The organism is Streptococcus sanguinis SK49 (genome assembly GCF_000212815.1).
In the GTDB taxonomy this organism is placed as follows: Bacteria; Bacillota; Bacilli; order Lactobacillales; family Streptococcaceae; genus Streptococcus; species Streptococcus sanguinis_C.
This window is the reverse complement of record NZ_GL890985.1, coordinates 392,099-411,808: the sequence shown is the minus strand read 5'-3', so window position 1 is coordinate 411,808 and position 19,710 is coordinate 392,099. Positions and strand designations below refer to the sequence as shown.

Sequence of the window (19,710 nt, the reverse complement as noted above, 5' to 3'; positions counted from 1 at the left end):
ATTTTTCTGCAAACTTTTGCCCCAAAAGCCCGAATTTGTAGTATAATAGTACGGTATGCAAAAAACACTCTGGAAAGGAAAAAGAGCATGAAGCAAGTCTTTTTATCTACTACGACAGAATTCAAAGAGATTGATGCGCTCGAATCAGGCACCTGGATCAATCTTGTCAATCCTTCCCAGAGCGAATCAATCGAAATTGCCAACGCCTTTGGCATTGACATCACTGACCTGCGAGCGCCACTCGATGCGGAAGAAATGTCTCGGGTTACTATAGAGGATGAGTACACGCTGATCATCGTTGACGTGCCCATCACAGAGGAGCGGAATAACCAGACTTATTATGTCACGATTCCCCTTGGTATTATCATCACGGAAGAGGCGATTATTACCACCTGTTTGGAAAAATTACCTCTGCTGGACATCTTCATTCACCGGCGCCTGCGCAACTTCTATACTTTTATGAAGTCACGTTTTATCTTTCAGATTCTCTACCACAATGCCGAGCTATATCTGACAGCCCTGCGCTCCATTGACCGTAAGAGTGAGCAAATTGAGAGCCAACTGCACAAGTCCACGCGAAACGAAGAACTGATTGAGCTCATGGAGTTGGAAAAGACCATCGTCTATTTCAAGGCCTCCCTTAAGACAAATGAGCGCGTGATTAAGAAGCTGACCAGCTCCACTAGCAATATCAAGAAATATCTGGAAGACGAGGACTTGCTGGAAGACACCTTGATTGAGACCCAGCAGGCTATTGAAATGGCTGATATCTACGGCAACATCCTCCACAGTATGACGGAGACCTTTGCCTCTATCATTTCTAATAACCAGAACAATATCATGAAAGCCTTGGCTCTGGTGACCATTGTCATGTCTATCCCGACCATGATTTTCTCAGCCTATGGGATGAACTTCAAAAATAACGAACTGCCTCTCAACGGTGAACCACATGCCTTCTGGATTATTATGTTCATCGCCTTTGCCATGAGTGCTTCGGTTATGGCTTATCTCATGCACAAAAAACTATTTTAACCATTAGAAAGAACGCCTATGTCACAAGTATCCCTCGACAAACTCAGCAAAAAAAACAAAGAATTTATCCATATCGCGACTAACCAGCTTTTACAAGACGGCAAATCCGACCAGGAAATCCAGACCATCTTAGAAGGCATTCTACCGGAAATCCTGGAAAATCAAACCAAGGGAATCACTGCCCGTGGCCTCTACGGAGCCCCGACTACTTGGGCAGCTTCTTTGACCGCAAAAGAGCGCTATGATGCCGAGCATCCAAAGGAAAATGACGATCCTAAATGGATGATGCTGGACTCTGTCCTCTTTATCTTTGGTTTCTTTACCCTCCTGACCTCTATCGTCAATCTGGCTTCCTCTCAGCCATCTGTCTATGGACTGACGACTCTCGTACTCGGAAGCATCGTCGGTGGCCTTTCTTTCTATGCTCTCTACCACTTTATCTACCGTTTCTACGGACCAGATAAGGACCGTAGCCAGCGCCCTAAACTGCTCAAGTCTATCCTTACCATGGCAGCGGCTATTCTCCTCTGGAGCATGTCCATCGTATTGACCAGTCTCCTGCCTGAATTCCTCAATCCCCGCCTGTCCAATGTCGTAGTTGCTATTGTCGGCGCTATTACCCTAGCCCTGCGTTTTTATCTCAAGAAACGCTTCAACATCAAGAGCGCGACTATGGGACCGACGAGATAAGAAATCTTTAAATCAAATAATACTTAAAAAGACAGTTCAAATCAAACTGTCTTTTTATTATACAATTCTTCTATTATCTAAAAAATCCCTGCCGAGGCAGGGAATCTAATTAGTCTTCATTTACGAAAGGCATCAAAGCCATTACGCGAGCGCGTTTGATAGCTGTTGTTACTTTACGTTGGTTTTTAGCTGAAGTTCCTGTTACACGACGAGGAAGGATTTTTCCACGTTCTGAAACGAAACGGCTAAGAAGCTCAGTATCTTTGTAATCAACATATTCAATTTTGTTCGCTGCGATGTAATCAACTTTTTTACGGCGTTTGAATCCGCCACGACGTTGTTGAGCCATGTGTTTTCTCCTTTATATTATAGTTAGATTCGGTCCTTAGAAAGGTAGATCGTCGTCTGAGATATCCATCGGGTTAGAATTGCCAAATGGGCTCTCATCACGAGAAAAGTTCGGTACTTGGTTAGACGAGTCTGCACTGCCATAACTTGGAGCAGAACTGCCGCCAAAGCTGTTTCCACCGTAACCGCCAGATGACTGACCTTCACGATTAGAGCGGCTTTCCAAGAGTTGGAAATTGTCCGCAACAACTTCTGTGACATAGACACGCTGGCCTTGCTGATTCTCGTAGTTACGCGTTTGAATACGACCTGTAATTCCGATCAGGGCTCCTTTTTTAGCCCAGTTTGCAAGATTCTCTGCCTGCTGACGCCAGATGACAACATTGATAAAGTCCGCTTCTCGCTCACCACTTTGATTTTTGAAGTTGCGATTGACAGCCAGAGTAAATGTTGCGACCGCTTGGTTCTGCGGAGTATAGCGAAGCTCGGCATCACGGGTCATGCGACCCACCAGTACAACGTTATTAATCATAGTCTACCTTCTTAAGCGTCAAGTTTGACAATCATGTGACGAAGAATGTCAGCGTTGATTTTTGAAAGACGGTCAAACTCTTTAAGAGCTGCATCGTCGTTTGCTTCAACGTTAACGATGTGGTAAAGTCCTTCACGGAAATCTTGGATTTCGTATGCAAGACGACGTTTTTCCCAGTCTTTTGATTCAACAACAGTTGCACCATTGTCAGTCAAGATAGAGTCAAAGCGTGCTACCAAAGCGTTTTTAGCTTCTTCTTCAATGTTTGGACGAATAATATAAAGAATTTCGTATTTAGCCATTGATTTTTCCTCCTTTTGGTCTAATGACCCCAAGACTTTGCAAGGGGTAAGTGAGGTTTGCTCACAAATAACTATTATAGCAGACTTGCGGCAGAATGGCAAGGGAAAGTTTTTATATAAAGAAAACTCTCCCTGTCATCAGAGAGAGTCCGAAAAATACGATTCTTTTTTAGAGAGGCTAGACAATTCTTCCTTGATCGACGACCAGTTTTCCAGCCTTATAGACCTGATGGGTCAGGTTAGTCGCAAAGAAGTAGAGTGGATAGTCAATGTTCTTAGCGTCTAGGATAGTAATGTCCGCCTGCTTGCCAGTATCAAAGCTGCCAATCTTATCTTGACGGTTAACTGAATAGGCCGCATTGATGGTTACAGCGTTAAGGACTTCCACTGGCGTCAGACGCATCATAAAGCAGCCCAGCTGCATGACGAACTGCAGATTAGCTGTCGGACAAGAGCCTGGATTGCTGTCTGTGGTCAGAGTAATGGCCATGCCAGCTTTCAACATCTTGCGAGCTGGTGCATAGGTATCTTCCATCAGACTGAAGGTAGTTGCTGGTAGGAGATTGCCGATAACCTTAGCTTCTGCCATCTTGCGAATGCCCTCATCGGTCGCCATCATCAAGTGCTCTGCACTAGTTGCTCCTAGCTCAGCCGCTACATCCACCCCGCCGATAGACTCGATTTCATCAGCATGGATACGAAGCTTGAAGCCCATCTCCTTAGCTTTAGAAAGCAGGTAGCGCGACTCGTCAGCTGTAAAGACGCCTTTTTCACAGAAAATATCACAGAATTCAGCTAGATTTTCTGCTTTTACCCGAGGCAGCATTTCCTCGACGATGAGCTCCAGATATTCCTGAGAGCGTCCCTTGTATTCTGGTGGAACGGCGTGGGCAGCCATAAAGGTCGAAACCAAATCAATATCGTGGTCACGGTCCAGAGCCCCAACGACATCTAGCTGGCGCTTCTCTGTTTCCCAGTCCAAACCATAGCCACTCTTGGCCTCAACCGTTGTCACCCCATGCAGCAGCATATAGTCCAGCAGTCTCTTAGACTTATCGTAGAGAGTGTCAAAAGAAGCTTCTCGCGTCGCCCGGACTGTACTGAGAATACCGCCGCCTTGGGCAAGAATTTCCAGATAAGGGACACCAGCTAATTTCTTAGCAAATTCATGCTCCCGGCTGCCACCGTAGACTAAGTGAGTGTGGCAGTCAATCAAGCCAGGTGTGGCAATCTTGCCTTCATAAGACTGAATCTTAGTATCTGGTCCAACCAGACTGGCATCCGGCTCTCCGCTGCCGACTGCTAGGATTTTGCCGTCTTTGACTGCAATGTAGCCGTCCTCCAAGACCTGAGCTTCTTTCATCTCCTCACCAAAAAGTGGATGACCGAGATCCTTGGGACAGAAGACTTGATTAAAGTGAGTTAATAGTAAATCAGCAGTCATGCTTGTTCCTCCATTTCATTTTCCGACATATTTGCTTTTCATCATAATACACTATCGTCAAATTATAGTCAAAAGCTTGTAAAAGATAGGAGTCACACTTTTTTTACTGTTTTTGTCATTTTCTTGACTCTTTATGGACGGGAGTCTTATAGAATGTAGGAGAAAGATATTTTACACTTGACTAAAAGGAGGATTTTTCATGTCATACTTTAGCGAAAATGAAATTGCAGCAGCAATGACTGTCAAATTAGACGATGTACTGCCTGAAAAAACAGTTTTCCAAGAAGGCATTCGTCGAGCACCTGACCGAGGCTTCCGTTTGACTCAAGCTCAAACCGAAATCGCTTTAAAAAATGCCCTTCGCTATATTCCAAAGAGATTCCATGAGGAAGTAATTCCAGAATTCTTAGAAGAACTGAAGACTCGCGGACGGATTTATGGCTACCGCTGGCGTCCAAAAGAACGCATCTACGGTAAACCAATTGATGAATATAAAGGGAACTGTACTGCGGCCAAAGCTATGCAGGTTATGATTGACAACAACCTGAGCTTTGAAATCGCCCTTTATCCTTATGAATTGGTTACCTACGGAGAAACTGGATCTGTCTGCGCTAACTGGATGCAGTACAACCTGATCAAGAAATACTTGGAAATCATGACCGACCATCAAACCTTGGTCGTAGAATCTGGCCACCCACTCGGACTCTTCAAGTCCAAACCAGAAGCACCTCGTGTTATTATCACCAATGGTCTCTTAGTCGGTGAATATGACAATATGAAGGACTGGGAAATTGCGGAAGAAATGGGCGTGACCAACTATGGTCAAATGACAGCTGGCGGCTGGATGTACATCGGCCCTCAAGGTATCGTCCATGGTACTTTCAACACCCTCCTCAATGCTGGGCGCTTGAAACTGGGTGTAGCTGATGATGGCGACCTGACTGGCAAACTCTTCATCTCTTCTGGTCTGGGCGGCATGAGTGGAGCTCAAGGGAAAGCGGCTGAAATTGCTAAAGCTGTGGCGATCGTAGCTGAAGTAGACCAATCTCGGATTGAAACTCGCCATTCACAAGGCTGGATTAGCCAATTGGCTGAAAGTCCGAAGGAAGCTATCGACTTGGCTCAAAAAGCTCTGGAAGCTGGCGAATCAACTTCCATTGCCTATCATGGTAACATCGTAGACCTCTTGGAATATGTCAACGAAAACAATATCCATGTAGACCTACTGTCTGACCAAACTTCTTGCCACAATGTTTACGACGGCGGCTACTGCCCGGCTGGCATTAGCTTTGAAGAGCGGACTCGTCTCCTGGCTGAAGACAAGGAAAGCTTTGCTAAGCTGGTTGACCAAACCTTGGAACGTCACTTCAAGGCGATCAAGACCTTGACTAGCAATGGTACCTACTTCTTTGACTATGGTAATGCCTTCATGAAGGCAGTCTATGACTCTGGCATCAAAGAAATTTCTAAGAACGGCTTTGACGACAAAGACGGCTTCATCTGGCCATCCTATGTAGAAGATATCATGGGTCCAATGCTCTTTGACTATGGTTATGGTCCTTTCCGTTGGGTATGTCTGAGCGGTAAGCACGAAGACCTAGTCGCTACTGACCATGCAGCTATGGAAGTGATTGATCCTAACCGCCGCTACCAAGACCGCGACAACTACAACTGGATCCGCGATGCAGAAAAGAACCAGCTGGTTGTTGGAACCCAGGCTCGGATTCTCTACCAAGACTGTATGGGACGCGTCAATATCGCCCTCAAGTTCAATGAATTAGTACGCGAAGGCAAGATTGGTCCTGTCATGATTGGTCGTGACCACCACGACGTATCTGGTACTGACTCTCCATTCCGTGAAACTTCTAATATTAAAGATGGATCTAACGTTACTTGCGACATGGCCGTGCAATGTTACGCTGGTAATGCAGCTCGCGGTATGAGTCTAGTAGCTCTCCACAACGGTGGCGGAACTGGTATCGGTAAAGCAATCAACGGTGGCTTTGGCTTGGTACTGGACGGTAGCGAACGCATTGATGAAATCATCAAATCTGCTATCGCTTGGGATACAATCGGAGGAGTCGCTCGTCGTAACTGGGCACGTAATGAGCATGCCATCGAAACTGCTATCGAGTACAACCGCCTCCACCAAGGAACAGACCACATTACCATTCCATACTTAACTGACGAAGATTTGGTCAAAGAATCTGTTAAGAAATTGTTCGAATAGGAAAAACTTGTCCCCCAACTTCCGACCTGAGCTGGGTATCAACCTAGCTCAGGAGGAGATTCTGCTTTATTAAGTTCATATTATAAATTAAAATTATTGATATCACGAGGTAATATCTTATGGCAAAAATTGTTGAATGTATTCCTAACTTTTCTGAAGGCCGCAATCAAGCGGTTATTGACGGTCTAGTTGAAGTAGCTAAGAGCGTGCCAGGCGTAACACTTTTGGACCACTCTTCTGATGCCAGCCACAACCGCAGCGTCTTTACCTTGGTCGGTGATGACCAAAATATTCAGGAAGTTGCTTTCCGTTTGGTTAAATACGCTTCTGAAAATATTGACTTGACCAAGCACCAAGGTGAACACCCTCGTATGGGCGCAACTGATGTCCTGCCTTTTGTACCTATCAAGGACATTACAAGTGAGGAATGCGTAGAAATTGCGAAGACAGTATCTGAGCGGATCAATCGTGAGCTCGGTATTCCTATCTTCCTCTATGAAGATGCAGCGACTCGTCCAGAGCGTAAGAACTTAGCTAAGGTTCGTAAAGGACAGTTTGAAGGCATGCCTGAAAAACTCTTGGAACCTGACTGGGCACCTGACTACGGTGAAAGAAAGATTCACCCAACTGCTGGTGTTACTGCTGTTGGTGCCAGAATGCCACTCATCGCCTACAACATCAACTTGGATACAGACAATCTGGAAATTGCTAACAAAATTGCCAAAATCATCCGTGGATCAAGTGGTGGTTATAAGTACTGTAAAGCGATCGGTGTTATGCTGGAAGACCGCAACATTGCTCAGGTTTCTATCAACATGGTCAATCTGGAAAAATTCCCACTCTATCGTGTCTTTGAAACTGTTCGCTTTGAAGCTAAGCGCTACGGAGTTGGAATCCTCGGCTCAGAAGTTATCGGTTTAGCTCCAGCCAAGGCTTTGATTGACGCAGCAGAATACTATCTGCAAATCGAAAACTTTGACTACGGCAAGCAAGTTCTGGAAAACCATTTGCTGGGCTAGGAGGACTGAAACATATGAAATTAGTAGATTTAAGCTTGACAGAATTTGCCCAGGTCCTAGGCTCAGATGCTCCTGCACCTGGCGGTGGCTCTGCCGCTGCTCTTTCCGCAGCGAACGGTATTTCCCTGACTAAGATGGTCTGTGAATTGACCCTTGGCAAGAAAAAATACGCAGAATTTGAAGCAGAAATTGCTCAAGTGCACGCAGAAAGTGCCCGCCTGCAAGAAAACCTGCTCGCAGCTATTGACAAGGACACTGAAGCCTTCAATCTAGTCTCCGCCGTCTTTGATATGCCTAAAGAAACAGACGAAGACAAGGCTGCCCGTCGAGAGGCGATGCAGCAAGCCCTCAAGGAAGCGACCAAGTCGCCTTATGGCATGATGGAAGACATCTTTGCTGCCCTGCAAACAACTCAAAAAGCTGTTGGCAAGTCCAATACCAATGCTGCCAGCGACCTGGGAGTAGCAGCTCTCAATCTTAAGGCTGGTCTGCAGGGGGCTTGGCTCAATGTCCTCATCAATCTGTCAGGTGTCAAGGATGAAGCATTCGTCGCAGACTACCGCAGCAAGGGTGAAGACCTCCTGCAAAAAGGCTGCGCTCTAGCCGATGAAATTTATCAAGAAATTTTGAAAGTTGTCTAATAGATAAACGGAAGAGAAACCCACTCTTTCCCATGAATGGACTTTCTTTTCTCAAGAGGTAACAATATGGTTTTATCAGATATTGAAATTGCGAATTCGGTTCAAATGAAGCCCATCAAAGAGGTAGCAGAAAAGCTAGGAATTGCTGAAGATGCCCTGTCTCTTTATGGAAATTACAAGGCAAAAATCAGTGCCGGCCAACTGGAAGCCTTAAAAGACAAACCAGACGGCAAACTGATTCTCGTGTCAGCTATTTCTCCAACACCAGCCGGAGAAGGCAAGACCACTACTTCTGTCGGATTAGTCGATGCTTTGGCTGCTATCGGTAAAAAAGCCGTTATCGCTCTACGGGAACCTTCACTCGGACCTGTCTTTGGTATCAAGGGCGGAGCTGCTGGCGGTGGGCACGCTCAAGTTGTGCCCATGGAGGATATCAATCTCCACTTCACTGGTGACTTTCATGCCATCGGTGTTGCCAACAACCTGCTGGCAGCCCTCATTGATAACCACATCCATCATGGAAATGCCTTAGGTATCGATTCTCGCCGCATCACTTGGAAGCGGGCAGTGGATATGAATGACCGGCAACTGCGCCACATTGTGGATGGCTTGCAGGGCAAGGTTAACGGTGTTCCACGTGAAGATGGGTTTGACATTACAGTTGCTTCTGAGGTTATGGCTATTCTATGTCTGTCAGAAAATATCACTGACCTCAAGAACCGTTTGGAAAAAATAATCATTGGTTACAGCTTTGAAGGTAAGCCAATAACTGCCAAGGATCTGAAAGCTGGTGGCGCTATGGCTGCTGTGCTCAAAGACGCTATCCATCCAAACTTGGTGCAAACTCTGGAACATACGCCAGCCTTGATTCACGGTGGACCTTTTGCCAACATTGCCCATGGCTGTAACAGTGTCCTAGCTACCAAGCTGGCTCTCAAATATGCCGATTATGCAGTCACAGAAGCTGGTTTCGGTGCTGACCTCGGTGCTGAAAAATTCATTGATATCAAGTGTCGTACATCTGGACTTCGTCCAGCAGCTGTAGTTCTAGTTGCTACCATCCGCGCTCTCAAGATGCACGGTGGTGTGGCTAAGAGCGACCTGGCTGAAGAAAATGTCCAATCCGTTGTAGATGGACTGCCAAACTTGGAAAAACATCTGGAAAACATTCAAGATGTTTATGGCCTGCCAGCAGTCGTTGCCATCAATAAATTCCCGCTGGATACCGAAGCAGAATTGCAAGCAGTTTATGACGCCTGCCAAAAACGCGGCGTTGACGTAGTGATTTCCGACGTCTGGGCGAATGGCGGAGCCGGCGGTAAAGAGTTGGCTGAAAAAGTCGTGGAACTGGCCGAAGGAGACAATCACTTCCAATTTGTATATAATGAAGAGGACTCCATTAAGACCAAGCTGAACAAAATTGTTACTAAGGTCTACGGAGGCAAGGGCGTTCGCCTGACTCCTGCTGCTAAACGCGAGCTCAAACAACTGGAAGAGCTGGGCTTCTCCAACTATCCTATCTGTATGGCTAAGACTCAATACTCCTTCTCAGACGATGCTAAGAAACTGGGCGCACCTAAAGACTTTGTCGTGACTATCAGCCAGCTCAAAGTTTCTGCTGGTGCAGGCTTTATCGTTGCGCTGACTGGTGCCATCATGACCATGCCAGGACTGCCTAAAGTACCAGCCAGCGAAAAGATTGATGTTGATAAAGACGGCAATATCAGCGGTTTGTTCTAATAAATACCAAAAATGACAAATATAAGCCTTTTAAGAGTAAATGATTTTCAAGTTTCCGATTGGTCGGGGGGAAAAACAAAACAGCTTTATCTTTCCCCGCCAACTGGCCACTATGGCAAGCGTGACTTTGACTATCGACTCTCAACAGCGACTGTGGAGTTGGCTGAAAGTCAGTTTTCTGACCTCAGCGGCTTTCACCGCATTCTCATGAGCCTGGACCACGCACTTCATCTCCACAATGCCAGCCGGCAGGAGGAAACGGTTCTAGCTCCCTTTACTCCCTATGTCTTTGAAGGGAGTGATTCTATCACAAGTCGTGGGACTTGTACCGACTTTAACTTAATCTACAGCGACCATTATCAGGGACAGATGATTGCCATCTCGAATGGGCAAGAGCTTAGCCAAGATGACGAAATTCAATTTATCTATGCCTTAGAGGATCTGACGGTGACGGTAACAACCCTGCCAGTGCTTAACCTAGAGGCAGAGCAGCTTCTGATAGTGGAAAAAGAGACTCAGGAAACTGAGCTGCATATAATGTTTTCGAGTAACCAGCCAAAGGGAACGCCCCTTGCTATATGGGCTGGTTTGACCCACATCCCTACTAAGTAAAGATACCATGATGCCTTGTCACCATTCTATCTTTACTTGGAAAGGATCCCATATCTCTAAAGGAGAAACATTATTATGGATGCAACTAAACTCACTGCACAAGAACAAGAACAGGAAAAAGCGAAATTCAGCTTTTCCGGTGCAACTCTCTACGGTATCAATGCCGTTATCGGATCAGGGATTTTCCTCCTACCGCAAAAGATTTATAAAGGACTTGGTCCTGCCTCTCTAGCTGTCATGCTTGGAACTGCCCTCCTCGTTATTCTCCTAGCCGTCTGCTTGGCAGAAACTGCAGGTTATTTTAATAAAAACGGCGGAGCTTTCCAATATTCCAAAGCAGCCTTTGGAGACTTTGTCGGATTTAATGTTGGCTTCCTAGGCTGGGCGGTTACCATCATCGCTTGGTCTGCTATGGCAGCAGGATTTGCGAGACTTTTTGTTATTACTTTTAAATCCTTTGCCCCCTATGAACTTCTGCTCAGTGTGAGCCTGATTATTTTGCTCAGTCTAATGAATATATCAGGTCTTAAGACTTCCAAAATGTTCACCTTGACCGCAACCGTAGCCAAGCTCATCCCAATTGTCGCTTTCAGTCTATGTGCGATTTTCTTCATCAAAGGAGGAATTGACAAAGGAAACTTCACTCCGTTTCTTCAGCTAGAACCTGGCGTAGATATCATGAAAGCTATCTCTAGTACAGCCATTTATATCTTCTACGGATTTATCGGATTTGAAACCATGTCTATCGTTGCTGGTGAAATGCGCAATCCGGAAAAGAATGTACCTCGAGCTATTTTGGGCTCTATCAGTATTGTCTCTGTTCTCTATATGCTGATTATCGCAGGAACTATCGCCATGTTAGGCAGCCGTATCCTGCAAACAGATGCTTCTGTACAAGACGCCTTTGTAGAGATGATTGGCCCTGTTGGAGCATGGATTGTTTCTATCGGAGCGCTGATTTCTATTGCTGGACTTAACATCGGGGAATCTATCATGGTTCCACGTTATGGTGCAGCTATCGCAAATGAAGGCCTGCTTCCTAAGAAAATTGCAGAAACCAACTCTAAAAATGCCCCTATAGTTGCCATTATTATTTCCGGAATCCTGGCCATCGTCCTGCTCTTCTCTGGTAAATTTGAAGAATTAGCAGCTCTCAGCGTGGTCTTCCGCTTCTTCCAATACATCCCAACTGCTCTAGCTGTACTAGTATTAAGAAAGAAATATCCAGACAAGAAAGTAGTTTTCCGCGTTCCATTTGGTCAAGTAATTCCAATTTTGGCGGTTCTAGTCAGCCTTGTCATGATTTGGGGTGAAAACCCAATGAACTATGTTTACGGCCTCATCGGTGTCCTTATCGCCAGTGCAGTATACTTTATCTATATAGTACTGATTTGTAAAAATAAAGTTCTTGAACAAGAAGGAGAATGAATCTTATGACACATGTAATCAATTTGGATGGCGAACACCTTACTTTAGAAGACGTCATCGCAGTAGCTCGTCATGGAGCCACTTGCGAAATCGACCAAGAAGCTAAGAAAGCTGTAGAAGCTTCCCGCAAAATCGTGGATGATATCGTCCGCGAAAAGCGGGTCGTATACGGTGTTACAACCGGATTCGGCTCTCTCTGCAATGTCAGCATCTCACCAGAAGATACGACTCAACTGCAAGAAAACCTAATCCGTACGCACTCTTCAGGCTACGGCGATCCCCTGCCTGAAGATGCAGTCCGTGCGATTATGCTAATCCGGATTAATTCCTTGGTCAAGGGCTATTCTGGTATCCGTCTCTCTACTGTCGAAAAGCTCCTGGAATTGCTCAATAAAGGCGTTGTCCCTTACATTCCAGAAAAAGGCTCTTTGGGAGCTTCTGGTGACTTGGCCCCGCTGGCTCACATGGTTCTGCCTATGCTAGGACTGGGCCGTGCTTACTATCAGGGTGAATTACTCTCTGGACAAGAAGCTTTGGACAAGGCTGGTATCGAGAAAATTGCTCTAGCAGCTAAGGAAGGGCTGGCGCTGATTAACGGAACGACTGTCCTGACAGGTATCGGAGCTCTGGCTACCTACGATGCCATCCAGCTACTTAAACTGTCAGATGTCGCTGGTGCTCTTTCCATGGAGGTCCACAATGGTATTACCAGTCCTTTCGAAGAAGACTTACATACCATCCGTCCTCAAAGCGGACAGCTGGCTACAGCCCGCAATATCCGCAACCTTCTAGAAGGCAGTGGCAACACAACTGTAGCCACTCAACAACGGGTCCAAGACCCATATACCCTGCGTTGTATTCCGCAGATTCATGGTGCCAGCAAGGACTCTATCGCTTATGTCAAGACCAAGGTTGAGATTGAAATCAACTCTGTTACAGACAACCCTATCATCACCAAGGAAGGCCATGTTATCTCAGGCGGTAACTTCCACGGTGAACCAATGGCACAGCCATTCGATTTCCTCAGCATCGCTATTTCTGAAATCGGTAATGTATCCGAGCGTCGTGTAGAACGTCTGGTCAACAGCCAACTAAGTAAGCTCCCATCCTTCTTGGTGAAACACCCCGGTCTCAACTCTGGCTTTATGATTACCCAATATGCTTGTGCTTCGCTTGCTTCTGAGAACAAGGTCTTGTCTCATCCAGCCAGCGTAGACTCTATCCCATCTTGTGAAAACCAAGAAGACTTTGTCAGCATGGGAACTACTGCAGCACGCAAGGCAGCTGAAATTCTCAAGAATTCTCGCCGCATCGTAGCAACAGAAATCATGGCAGCCTGCCAAGCTCTGGATCTGAAACCAGAAAACCATGAACTTGGTAAAGGAACCAAGCCAGCCTACGACCTCTTCCGTCAGCATGTCCGCTTTATCGAGTTTGATAAGGACATCGAAATCTACGAAGAGCTCAACAAGGCTTCTGAGCTGATTGAAAACGAAAAATTCCTAGCAGCCGTTGAAAAGGCTGTGGACTTGAGCATTCAGTTCTAAAGCTGATGACTCTGTAAAAAAGCTAACCTAAGAAGCCCACTCTCATGCAGCTGGGCTTCTTTTCCCGCCAAAAGTCATTGACAGGCTTAATGGAAACTCTTATAATAAAGTCGCAAGTCGCATTAAGAAAAACTTAATACTCAAGCTCAAACTAACTGCTAACAGCAATGGCCTACAGAAAGGCGATGCTGATGTGATTTGATGATGTTTTTTAATAGTATAAAGATGCCTGCACTGAGCAAGATCTTTGGTACTCGCCAATCTGGCATTTTAGATTCCAAACTAGAGACCTCACCAAGTGCTTCCACATCATAGAAGAGGCTAGATGGGTGACCTGACCGATTGTTTGGAAGCCGAATTGACATGACAATACTAAAGAGAAAATCTTAGAAGCTTGAATGACTTTAATTAAGGAGATAAGCAATAATGAAAAAAGCGTTTAAAGTGGACTATTTTGCAATTATGCATCCGATTGCGTGCATCACTCTACCGATAATGGCCCACCTCTTTTATCTTATGGTAAAAGCCTTCTTCTTTGATTTGCTAAACATTCTGATAAGCATTTGGACAGGAAAAGAAATTAAGGAAACAACAGATTTCCTTCTTCCTGGGTTTTATCTTTGTATTTTTATTCTTATCATTTACTTAGTGGGTTTTCTAGTCCAGTTGATTATCCACATTCGCAATCGCAAAGAAAACTCTCTTTTACCTGCTTGGTGTATGCTTACAGCTTTAATCGCTCTTGTTGCAACAGTTATAGACACCTTAATTCTTAACCCTGAATTGACCCCGTATGCTTATTTCCTTTCAATTGCAGCCTATATTACCTATTTCTTTTCAAAGAGACCAAAGATTATTGAAAGCTACCGGTACAATGCTAAGATACGTTATGCTACATGGACTATTCTGATTCTCGCTATTATTCTATCTTTCTTATAAAACATCCACTATCCGTTAGAGTATTTTCCCCGCCAAAAGTCATTGACAGGCTTGGCGGAAACTCTTATAATAAAGTCGCAAGTATCGTTATGGAAAAGGACAAAATCATGTTAGAAGATTACTATCAGCTAGATAACAGCTACTATCATAAGAGACTAGATGATGATTTATATGCTGCCAAATGGGGGATGGTTATTGAATTTTTGGACTTAAACGATCCTAACTTAAGACCCTTTGACGGCGTCAACTTTGCCTTGATTGGCTTCAAGAGTGATAAAGGGGTCTATATCAACCACGGCCGAGTGGGGGCTGTCGAAGGACCACAAGCTATCCGAACTCAGCTGGCCAAGCTTCCTTGGCATCTTGGCAGAAACGTCTGCGTCTTTGATGTTGGCGATATTGACGGGCCTAACCGCTCTCTGGAGCAGCTGCAGCAAAGCTTGGCTCGGGCAGTCAAACGCCTGCGAGAGCTCAATCTCCGGCCTATTGTCCTAGGAGGCGGCCACGAAACAGCCTACGGCCACTATCTAGGTCTCAAGTCGTCGCTAGGACCTGACCAAGACTTGGCCGTTATCAATATGGATGCCCATTTTGATTTGCGTCCTTATGATCAGACTGGTCCTAACTCTGGTACCGGTTTTCGCCAGATGTTCGATGATACTCTGGCTCAGAAGCAGGCCTTTAACTACCTCATTCTAGGGATTCAGGAGCACAATAACAATCTCTTTCTCTTTGACTTTGTGGCAAAATCCAAGGCCATTCAGTTTCTGACTGGAATGGATATTTACCAAATGGGTTACAAGGAAGTCTGCAAGGTAGTCGATGCCTTTTTGGCCGGCAAAGAGCAGGTCTATTTGACCATTGACATTGACTGCTTTGCAGCTGGTGCGGCGCCTGGTGTCAGTGCCATTCAGTCGCTCGGTGTGGATCCCAATCTAGCTGTTTTGGTCTTCCAGCACATCGCTGCCTCAGGCAAACTGATCGGCTTTGATATCGTCGAAGTCTCTCCGCCTCACGATATAGACAACCATACGGCTAATCTGGCAGCCAGCTTTGTCTTTTACCTGACCCAAGTCTGGGCGCAAGCACATGACTGATAGGCATTTAAAAACTTCATTACAAACATCAAAAGAGGATGAACATTGCTTTCATCCTCTTTTATTTTGTGCTTAATGCCTGATACAGACCTTGGCGTAAGTTTTCTAATTCCTTGAGTTGGTGCCGGTCTCGGTAAGGATTGAGCTGGCTTTTGGCCGTTTCATAGTAGGTGTCAAAGTCCTGATCCAGCAAGACTTCAAAGCCTGCTTGCTGCAAGCTGCCAGTCAGCAGGCGATACTTAATCACAGCCATCAGATAGTAGATCAGCCCCTTGTCCCTCGGATTGCCATAGCGACTGATGAGACTATCCTTTTTCCGCAGCAGGTCAAGCACAGGCTGGTAATCTCTCTTCTCACAGCCAATCAAGGCCAAATAAACTTCCAACTGGGTCTCTTTCCAAGGGAAGCTGAGGGACTTCAGAGCTGTTTTCGCCTTGAGGAAAATTCGCTCCGCCTGTTCATAATCTTTCAGCTGATAGTAAGTCATACCCAAGCCGATATAGAAAGCAAAAATCGAAGGCTCTGCTGTTTTATTTTCCGTCAACTTAATGGCCTCCTTCTGATGAGCCAGAGCTGTCGTGAAATTCCCGCGAATCTGCTCAATCTCTGCCAAATAGTCTAGAGCCGCCGCAATCTGAATCGAGTACTTGGAACGCAACGAAGCCGTCAAGCTGAAACAGTCGATAGACTGGTAGAGGTGGTGGAGCGACTGCTCCTCATCCCCAATCATGAGATGATAGAGCCCCTTGAGTCGGAGATTGATAGCAATGGCCTCGTGATTGTTGGCCTGGACCGAAGCATCCAGAGCCAGCTCCGTATAGTAGCGCATCTCAGGGATATTTTCCGTCTGGATGCAGTAGTAAATCATCTGCCGATAGCCTTCTAGGAGAAAATCCATCTGCTGCAGCTCCTTAGCCGAAATAATCACCTGCTGGATATTGTCCATCCCCTGCTGGTAATCCCCTGTCCGGATAGCATAGCGCCCTTCTAGATAGAGGAAACGGAGAACCAAGAGCTGAAAATCTTTGTGATTCTGGTGTTTTCTCTCTAAGCCCTCTATTTCCCGACGAATACGGTCAAACTGGTCTAAAACCGCTGACTGATTGCTATCATCCGTCTTTTCGATAAAGCCAAACTCCCGCGAATAAATCGGAAAGAGCTCGTGATGAAACTGCAAGGTAGCCTCAAGATAATGCAGCTCGTACTCCAGAGACTTAATCGGCTGCTTGGACATCTTGTAGTGATAGGCGATTTCATTGAGCAACTGAGCATGATAGAGAGAGTCTCCCAGCTGGTCTTCCATGACTTGGGCAATCTGGTGATGCAGCATTCGCTTCTTAGCAAGCGACAAACGCTCATAAGCGTAAATCCTCAAAAGCTCCTGACTGAACCGCACCACCAAGTCCTCTCCCTGCTCCTCTTCCATCAATAGCTGCTTCTGTCCAAACTCCTCAGTGATTTCAACAACCTCTTCCATCGGCAGACCTAGCAGTCTGGCTAAGAGAGAAACCGAGGCAGGAGCCCTAAAGCAAGCCAGATAGTCCACCAACTCTTCCTCTTGGCTGCTCAGGTAATCCAACTTCAGAGACAGCTTGGCCTTGATGGCCGAAGTCAGCGGATAAAACTTTTCTCCTCGCAGGAGCTGCTCAGCATATTCCGACAGGAAGAAAGGGATGCCTTGACTGACCCGATAAATATCCTCAAGGCGTTCTTCAGGTATGGCTAACTGACCTGTCTGGGCTTGCAAGTAAGCCACACTATCTTTAAAATTCAGCGGCTGCAGCTCAATAAAGCCTAGCTTATTGCGTACCAGCAGGTGATTGAAAAAATGTTCCAAATAAGAAGGGGTGCTCAGATGCTTGGTCAGCACAAAGGCCACAGGATAGCCAGTCAAATGATTCATAACTTGCTCCAAGACAGCAACGCTAGCCTCATCCATCCAGTGACAGTCCTCAATTAAGACAATCAAAGCCTTTTTCTTAGAAATCTTCTGCAGAATATCCACCACAAACTGAGCCAGCTTGTCCGCATCTAACTGACGACCAGAAGTGCCTCCTGTCAAAATGGGAAAATAACTCTCCAAAATGACCTGCCACTGGCTGATAGAAAGAATCTGGTGCTGAATGACCAAGTCGCCCAGGCCGTCCAGCAAGCCACGCCAAGGCTGCAGCTCTGCCTTCATCTCTTCCTTGAAGCACTCAGCCATGACAATCTGGAAATACTTGGTCTGATTGGCCAGTACTTGACGAGTCACTGTCCGCTTTCCAATACCAGTACCGCCGACTAAGACCAGAGCACGCGCTTCCTGAGCCTCTATCACCTTAGAGAAATAAGATTCCAAACGCTTGATTTCATCGACCCGTCCGAAAAAGTGGTCCGTATTGCGCAGAAACTGCTTGGTCTTGCGCTCGCTGCGGTCCTTGGCAAGCACCTCATGATATAGTTGCTGGATAGGTTCCGTAGGGCTAATACCCAGTTCCTTATCCAAAATATTGACCAATTTGTAATAGGTCTCTATCACCTTGCCAGGCCGATCATGATCCTGATAGAGCTTCATGAGTAGATGGTAATTCTTCTCATCAAACTCATCAATGCTGATCAAGCGGCGCAAATTCCGCTCAGCATCTTCCAAATCCAACTGGTCTTTTTCTGTTTCCAGCTGTTGGTAGCAGGCTTTGATATAAAGCTGCTCATATCGCGTCCGCATCTTGGACACCCAGTAATCAAAAGCCTCGCTGTCCTTGAGATAGAAGCCCTGCAGAAAATCCCCTTGATAGAGCGACAGATGGTCCGCAGGATGGTTCATAAAAAGTTCTACATCACTTTCAATCACACACTCGGGATTAAGCGACAGCACAGTCCTGTTGGGAGCGACAATCCATTCCCCACCTAGTAACTTGTTAGCTTGATAAATCGTGTTGCGCAGATTCTTTTTGGCGGTCTGGTTGTCCTTGTTTTCCCAGAGGATTCCTGCAATCTCCTCCCGATTGACCGCACCATTGATGTGGAGATAATAAAGCAGAGCATTGATTTTAGCAAAAGGAAAAAAGACTTCCTCTTGATTGAGAAAGACACTCGAACTTCCCAGCAATTTCAACCTCAACAGATTTTTCGACATGCAAACGCCTCCAAGAAACCTTATAGAACTAATATAAACAAAAAGAGACAGTTTGGCAAGTAAAGTATTATACCAGCTCTTAATTTCCAGTTTTTAAATTGGTTTTATTTAGGATTTTTTTGTTATACTAGGATGAAAATAAAATTTTTAGAAAGTTATTTATGAAAAAAAATATTGTTCTTTTCATTTTTCTCCTTCTGAGCGCGATTGGCTTAGAATATGAGACACAAGCCTATACCACTGGCAGTATGTCAGGTACTTCCTATGGGATTGTCGGACTGTCAGCCCTCTTGGCTCTACTCTATATCATCCCCGCCCTGCTCTTGATTCGCCAACTGGGTAAAAAATGGCAAACTCCTGCAGTTAGCCTTGGGGTAGCTTTGCTAGGTGGCCTTTTCATTTCTGGCTGGACCTCTGGCCTGGCCAACACCTATATTCACGAGTGGGTCAGCACCAGCTTCCCAAATACTCTGCTCAGTGACCTAGAAAATGCCATCGCAGCTCCACTGGTTGAAGAACCGCTCAAGCTGTTGGCAGTTGCCTTTGCTGTCTATCTAGTCCCAGTCAAAAAGCTCAAATCTTTCTTGATGCTGGGGATTACAGCTGGCATGGGCTTTCAGATTAGCGAGGACTTCTCTTATATCCTCTCTGACCTGCCCGAAGGCTTCTCCTTCACTATCTCTGGTATCCTAGGCCGCATTACTGGCGGCGTCGCCTCTCACTGGCTCTACACCGCCCTGACCACTCTCGGTCTGGCTCTCATGCTTCGCTATGCCAAGACTCAGAAAAACTATTTCCGAGTGGGGCTCTTCTACTTCCTAGCAGCCTTCGTTCTCCACTTCTTCTGGAACTCACCGCTGACTGCTATCGAAACGGACATCCCAATCATCGTACCAGCTATGACTGCTGTGGCTGTCTTTATCTTTTACCAAGCCTACCGAACAGCCCATAAAATCGACCAAGAAGAATTGGAAGTGGAATGATGCAAAAA

General features: G+C 45.8%; 18 protein-coding genes. 12 read left to right on the top strand and 6 right to left on the bottom strand.

Annotated features, from left to right (window positions below):
* The first annotated feature begins 87 nt into the window (after positions 1-87).
* Together HMPREF9380_RS08855 and HMPREF9380_RS08860 are read left to right on the top strand one after the other, a co-directional pair.
* Positions 88-1,032: a magnesium transporter CorA family protein gene (locus HMPREF9380_RS08855; RefSeq protein ID WP_002896489.1), complete on the top strand. Its 945-nt coding sequence runs from the start codon at positions 88-90 to the stop codon at positions 1,030-1,032.
* 18 nt (positions 1,033-1,050) lie between these two features.
* Entirely contained in the window at positions 1,051-1,722 is a 672-nt protein-coding gene (locus HMPREF9380_RS08860; protein WP_002929297.1) for a DUF1129 domain-containing protein, read from the top strand.
* Positions 1,723-1,831: 109 nt separating this feature from the next.
* Here the strand turns inward: HMPREF9380_RS08860 and rpsR are convergent, their stop codons facing one another.
* The 4 genes from rpsR to hutI all read right to left on the bottom strand — a co-directional run bounded on the left by rpsR (position 1,832) and on the right by hutI (position 4,348).
* Positions 1,832-2,071 carry a 30S ribosomal protein S18 gene (gene rpsR, locus HMPREF9380_RS08865; RefSeq protein ID WP_000068664.1) on the bottom strand — a complete coding sequence of 80 codons (240 nt, stop codon included), beginning with the start codon at positions 2,069-2,071 and terminating at the stop codon, positions 1,832-1,834.
* A gap of 36 nt (positions 2,072-2,107) precedes the next feature.
* A complete protein-coding gene (locus HMPREF9380_RS08870) occupies positions 2,108-2,602 on the bottom strand; it encodes a single-stranded DNA-binding protein (RefSeq protein ID WP_002896496.1) in 495 nt (164 codons plus the stop codon).
* 11 nt (positions 2,603-2,613) lie between these two features.
* Complete coding sequence (rpsF, locus tag HMPREF9380_RS08875) at positions 2,614-2,904, bottom strand: 30S ribosomal protein S6 (RefSeq protein ID WP_002896497.1); 291 nt, start codon at positions 2,902-2,904, stop codon at positions 2,614-2,616.
* 178 nt (positions 2,905-3,082) lie between these two features.
* Positions 3,083-4,348: an imidazolonepropionase gene (gene hutI / locus HMPREF9380_RS08880; protein ID WP_002932190.1), complete on the bottom strand. Its 1,266-nt coding sequence runs from the start codon at positions 4,346-4,348 to the stop codon at positions 3,083-3,085.
* 199 nt (positions 4,349-4,547) lie between these two features.
* Between hutI and HMPREF9380_RS08885 the strand changes: the two genes are divergently transcribed.
* From HMPREF9380_RS08885 to hutH, 7 genes are all read left to right on the top strand, one after another.
* The gene (locus HMPREF9380_RS08885) at positions 4,548-6,578 is read left to right on the top strand and encodes a urocanate hydratase (protein ID WP_002932187.1); all 2,031 of its coding nucleotides are present in this window, start codon (positions 4,548-4,550) and stop codon (positions 6,576-6,578) included.
* A 119-nt stretch (positions 6,579-6,697) separates the two neighbouring features.
* Positions 6,698-7,597, top strand: a complete 900-nt coding sequence (gene ftcD, locus HMPREF9380_RS08890; RefSeq protein ID WP_002932186.1) for a glutamate formimidoyltransferase — start codon at positions 6,698-6,700, stop codon at positions 7,595-7,597.
* Positions 7,598-7,611: 14 nt separating this feature from the next.
* Positions 7,612-8,238: a cyclodeaminase/cyclohydrolase family protein gene (locus tag HMPREF9380_RS08895; protein WP_002910576.1), complete on the top strand. Its 627-nt coding sequence runs from the start codon at positions 7,612-7,614 to the stop codon at positions 8,236-8,238.
* Positions 8,239-8,304: 66 nt separating this feature from the next.
* A complete protein-coding gene (locus tag HMPREF9380_RS08900) occupies positions 8,305-9,978 on the top strand; it encodes a formate--tetrahydrofolate ligase (RefSeq protein WP_032907179.1) in 1,674 nt (557 codons plus the stop codon).
* A gap of 12 nt (positions 9,979-9,990) precedes the next feature.
* A complete protein-coding gene (locus HMPREF9380_RS08905; RefSeq protein ID WP_002932182.1) occupies positions 9,991-10,590 on the top strand; it encodes a HutD/Ves family protein in 600 nt (199 codons plus the stop codon).
* Between the two features lie 75 nt (positions 10,591-10,665).
* Positions 10,666-12,018: an APC family permease gene (locus HMPREF9380_RS08910; RefSeq protein WP_002932180.1), complete on the top strand. Its 1,353-nt coding sequence runs from the start codon at positions 10,666-10,668 to the stop codon at positions 12,016-12,018.
* A 5-nt stretch (positions 12,019-12,023) separates the two neighbouring features.
* Positions 12,024-13,565 carry a histidine ammonia-lyase gene (hutH, locus tag HMPREF9380_RS08915; RefSeq protein ID WP_032907473.1) on the top strand — a complete coding sequence of 514 codons (1,542 nt, stop codon included), beginning with the start codon at positions 12,024-12,026 and terminating at the stop codon, positions 13,563-13,565.
* Positions 13,566-13,723: 158 nt separating this feature from the next.
* Here the strand turns inward: hutH and HMPREF9380_RS11955 are convergent, their stop codons facing one another.
* On the bottom strand, positions 13,724-13,930 hold the full coding sequence (locus HMPREF9380_RS11955) for a hypothetical protein (RefSeq protein WP_216725479.1): 207 nt from the start codon (positions 13,928-13,930) through the stop codon (positions 13,724-13,726).
* Positions 13,931-13,991: 61 nt separating this feature from the next.
* On the opposite strand from HMPREF9380_RS11955, the gene HMPREF9380_RS08920 reads away from it, so the two are divergent.
* Together HMPREF9380_RS08920 and HMPREF9380_RS08925 are read left to right on the top strand one after the other, a co-directional pair.
* Positions 13,992-14,504, top strand: a complete 513-nt coding sequence (locus tag HMPREF9380_RS08920; RefSeq protein WP_002932172.1) for a hypothetical protein — start codon at positions 13,992-13,994, stop codon at positions 14,502-14,504.
* Positions 14,505-14,611: 107 nt separating this feature from the next.
* Positions 14,612-15,601, top strand: a complete 990-nt coding sequence (locus HMPREF9380_RS08925; protein ID WP_328270548.1) for a formimidoylglutamase — start codon at positions 14,612-14,614, stop codon at positions 15,599-15,601.
* A gap of 61 nt (positions 15,602-15,662) precedes the next feature.
* On the opposite strand, the gene HMPREF9380_RS08930 is transcribed toward HMPREF9380_RS08925, so the two are convergent.
* Positions 15,663-18,719, bottom strand: coding sequence for an AAA family ATPase (locus tag HMPREF9380_RS08930; protein ID WP_002932167.1), 3,057 nt, complete (start codon positions 18,717-18,719; stop codon positions 15,663-15,665).
* Between the two features lie 161 nt (positions 18,720-18,880).
* On the opposite strand from HMPREF9380_RS08930, the gene HMPREF9380_RS08935 reads away from it, so the two are divergent.
* Positions 18,881-19,702 carry a PrsW family intramembrane metalloprotease gene (locus tag HMPREF9380_RS08935; RefSeq protein ID WP_002932163.1) on the top strand — a complete coding sequence of 274 codons (822 nt, stop codon included), beginning with the start codon at positions 18,881-18,883 and terminating at the stop codon, positions 19,700-19,702.
* Positions 19,703-19,710 lie beyond the last annotated feature (8 nt).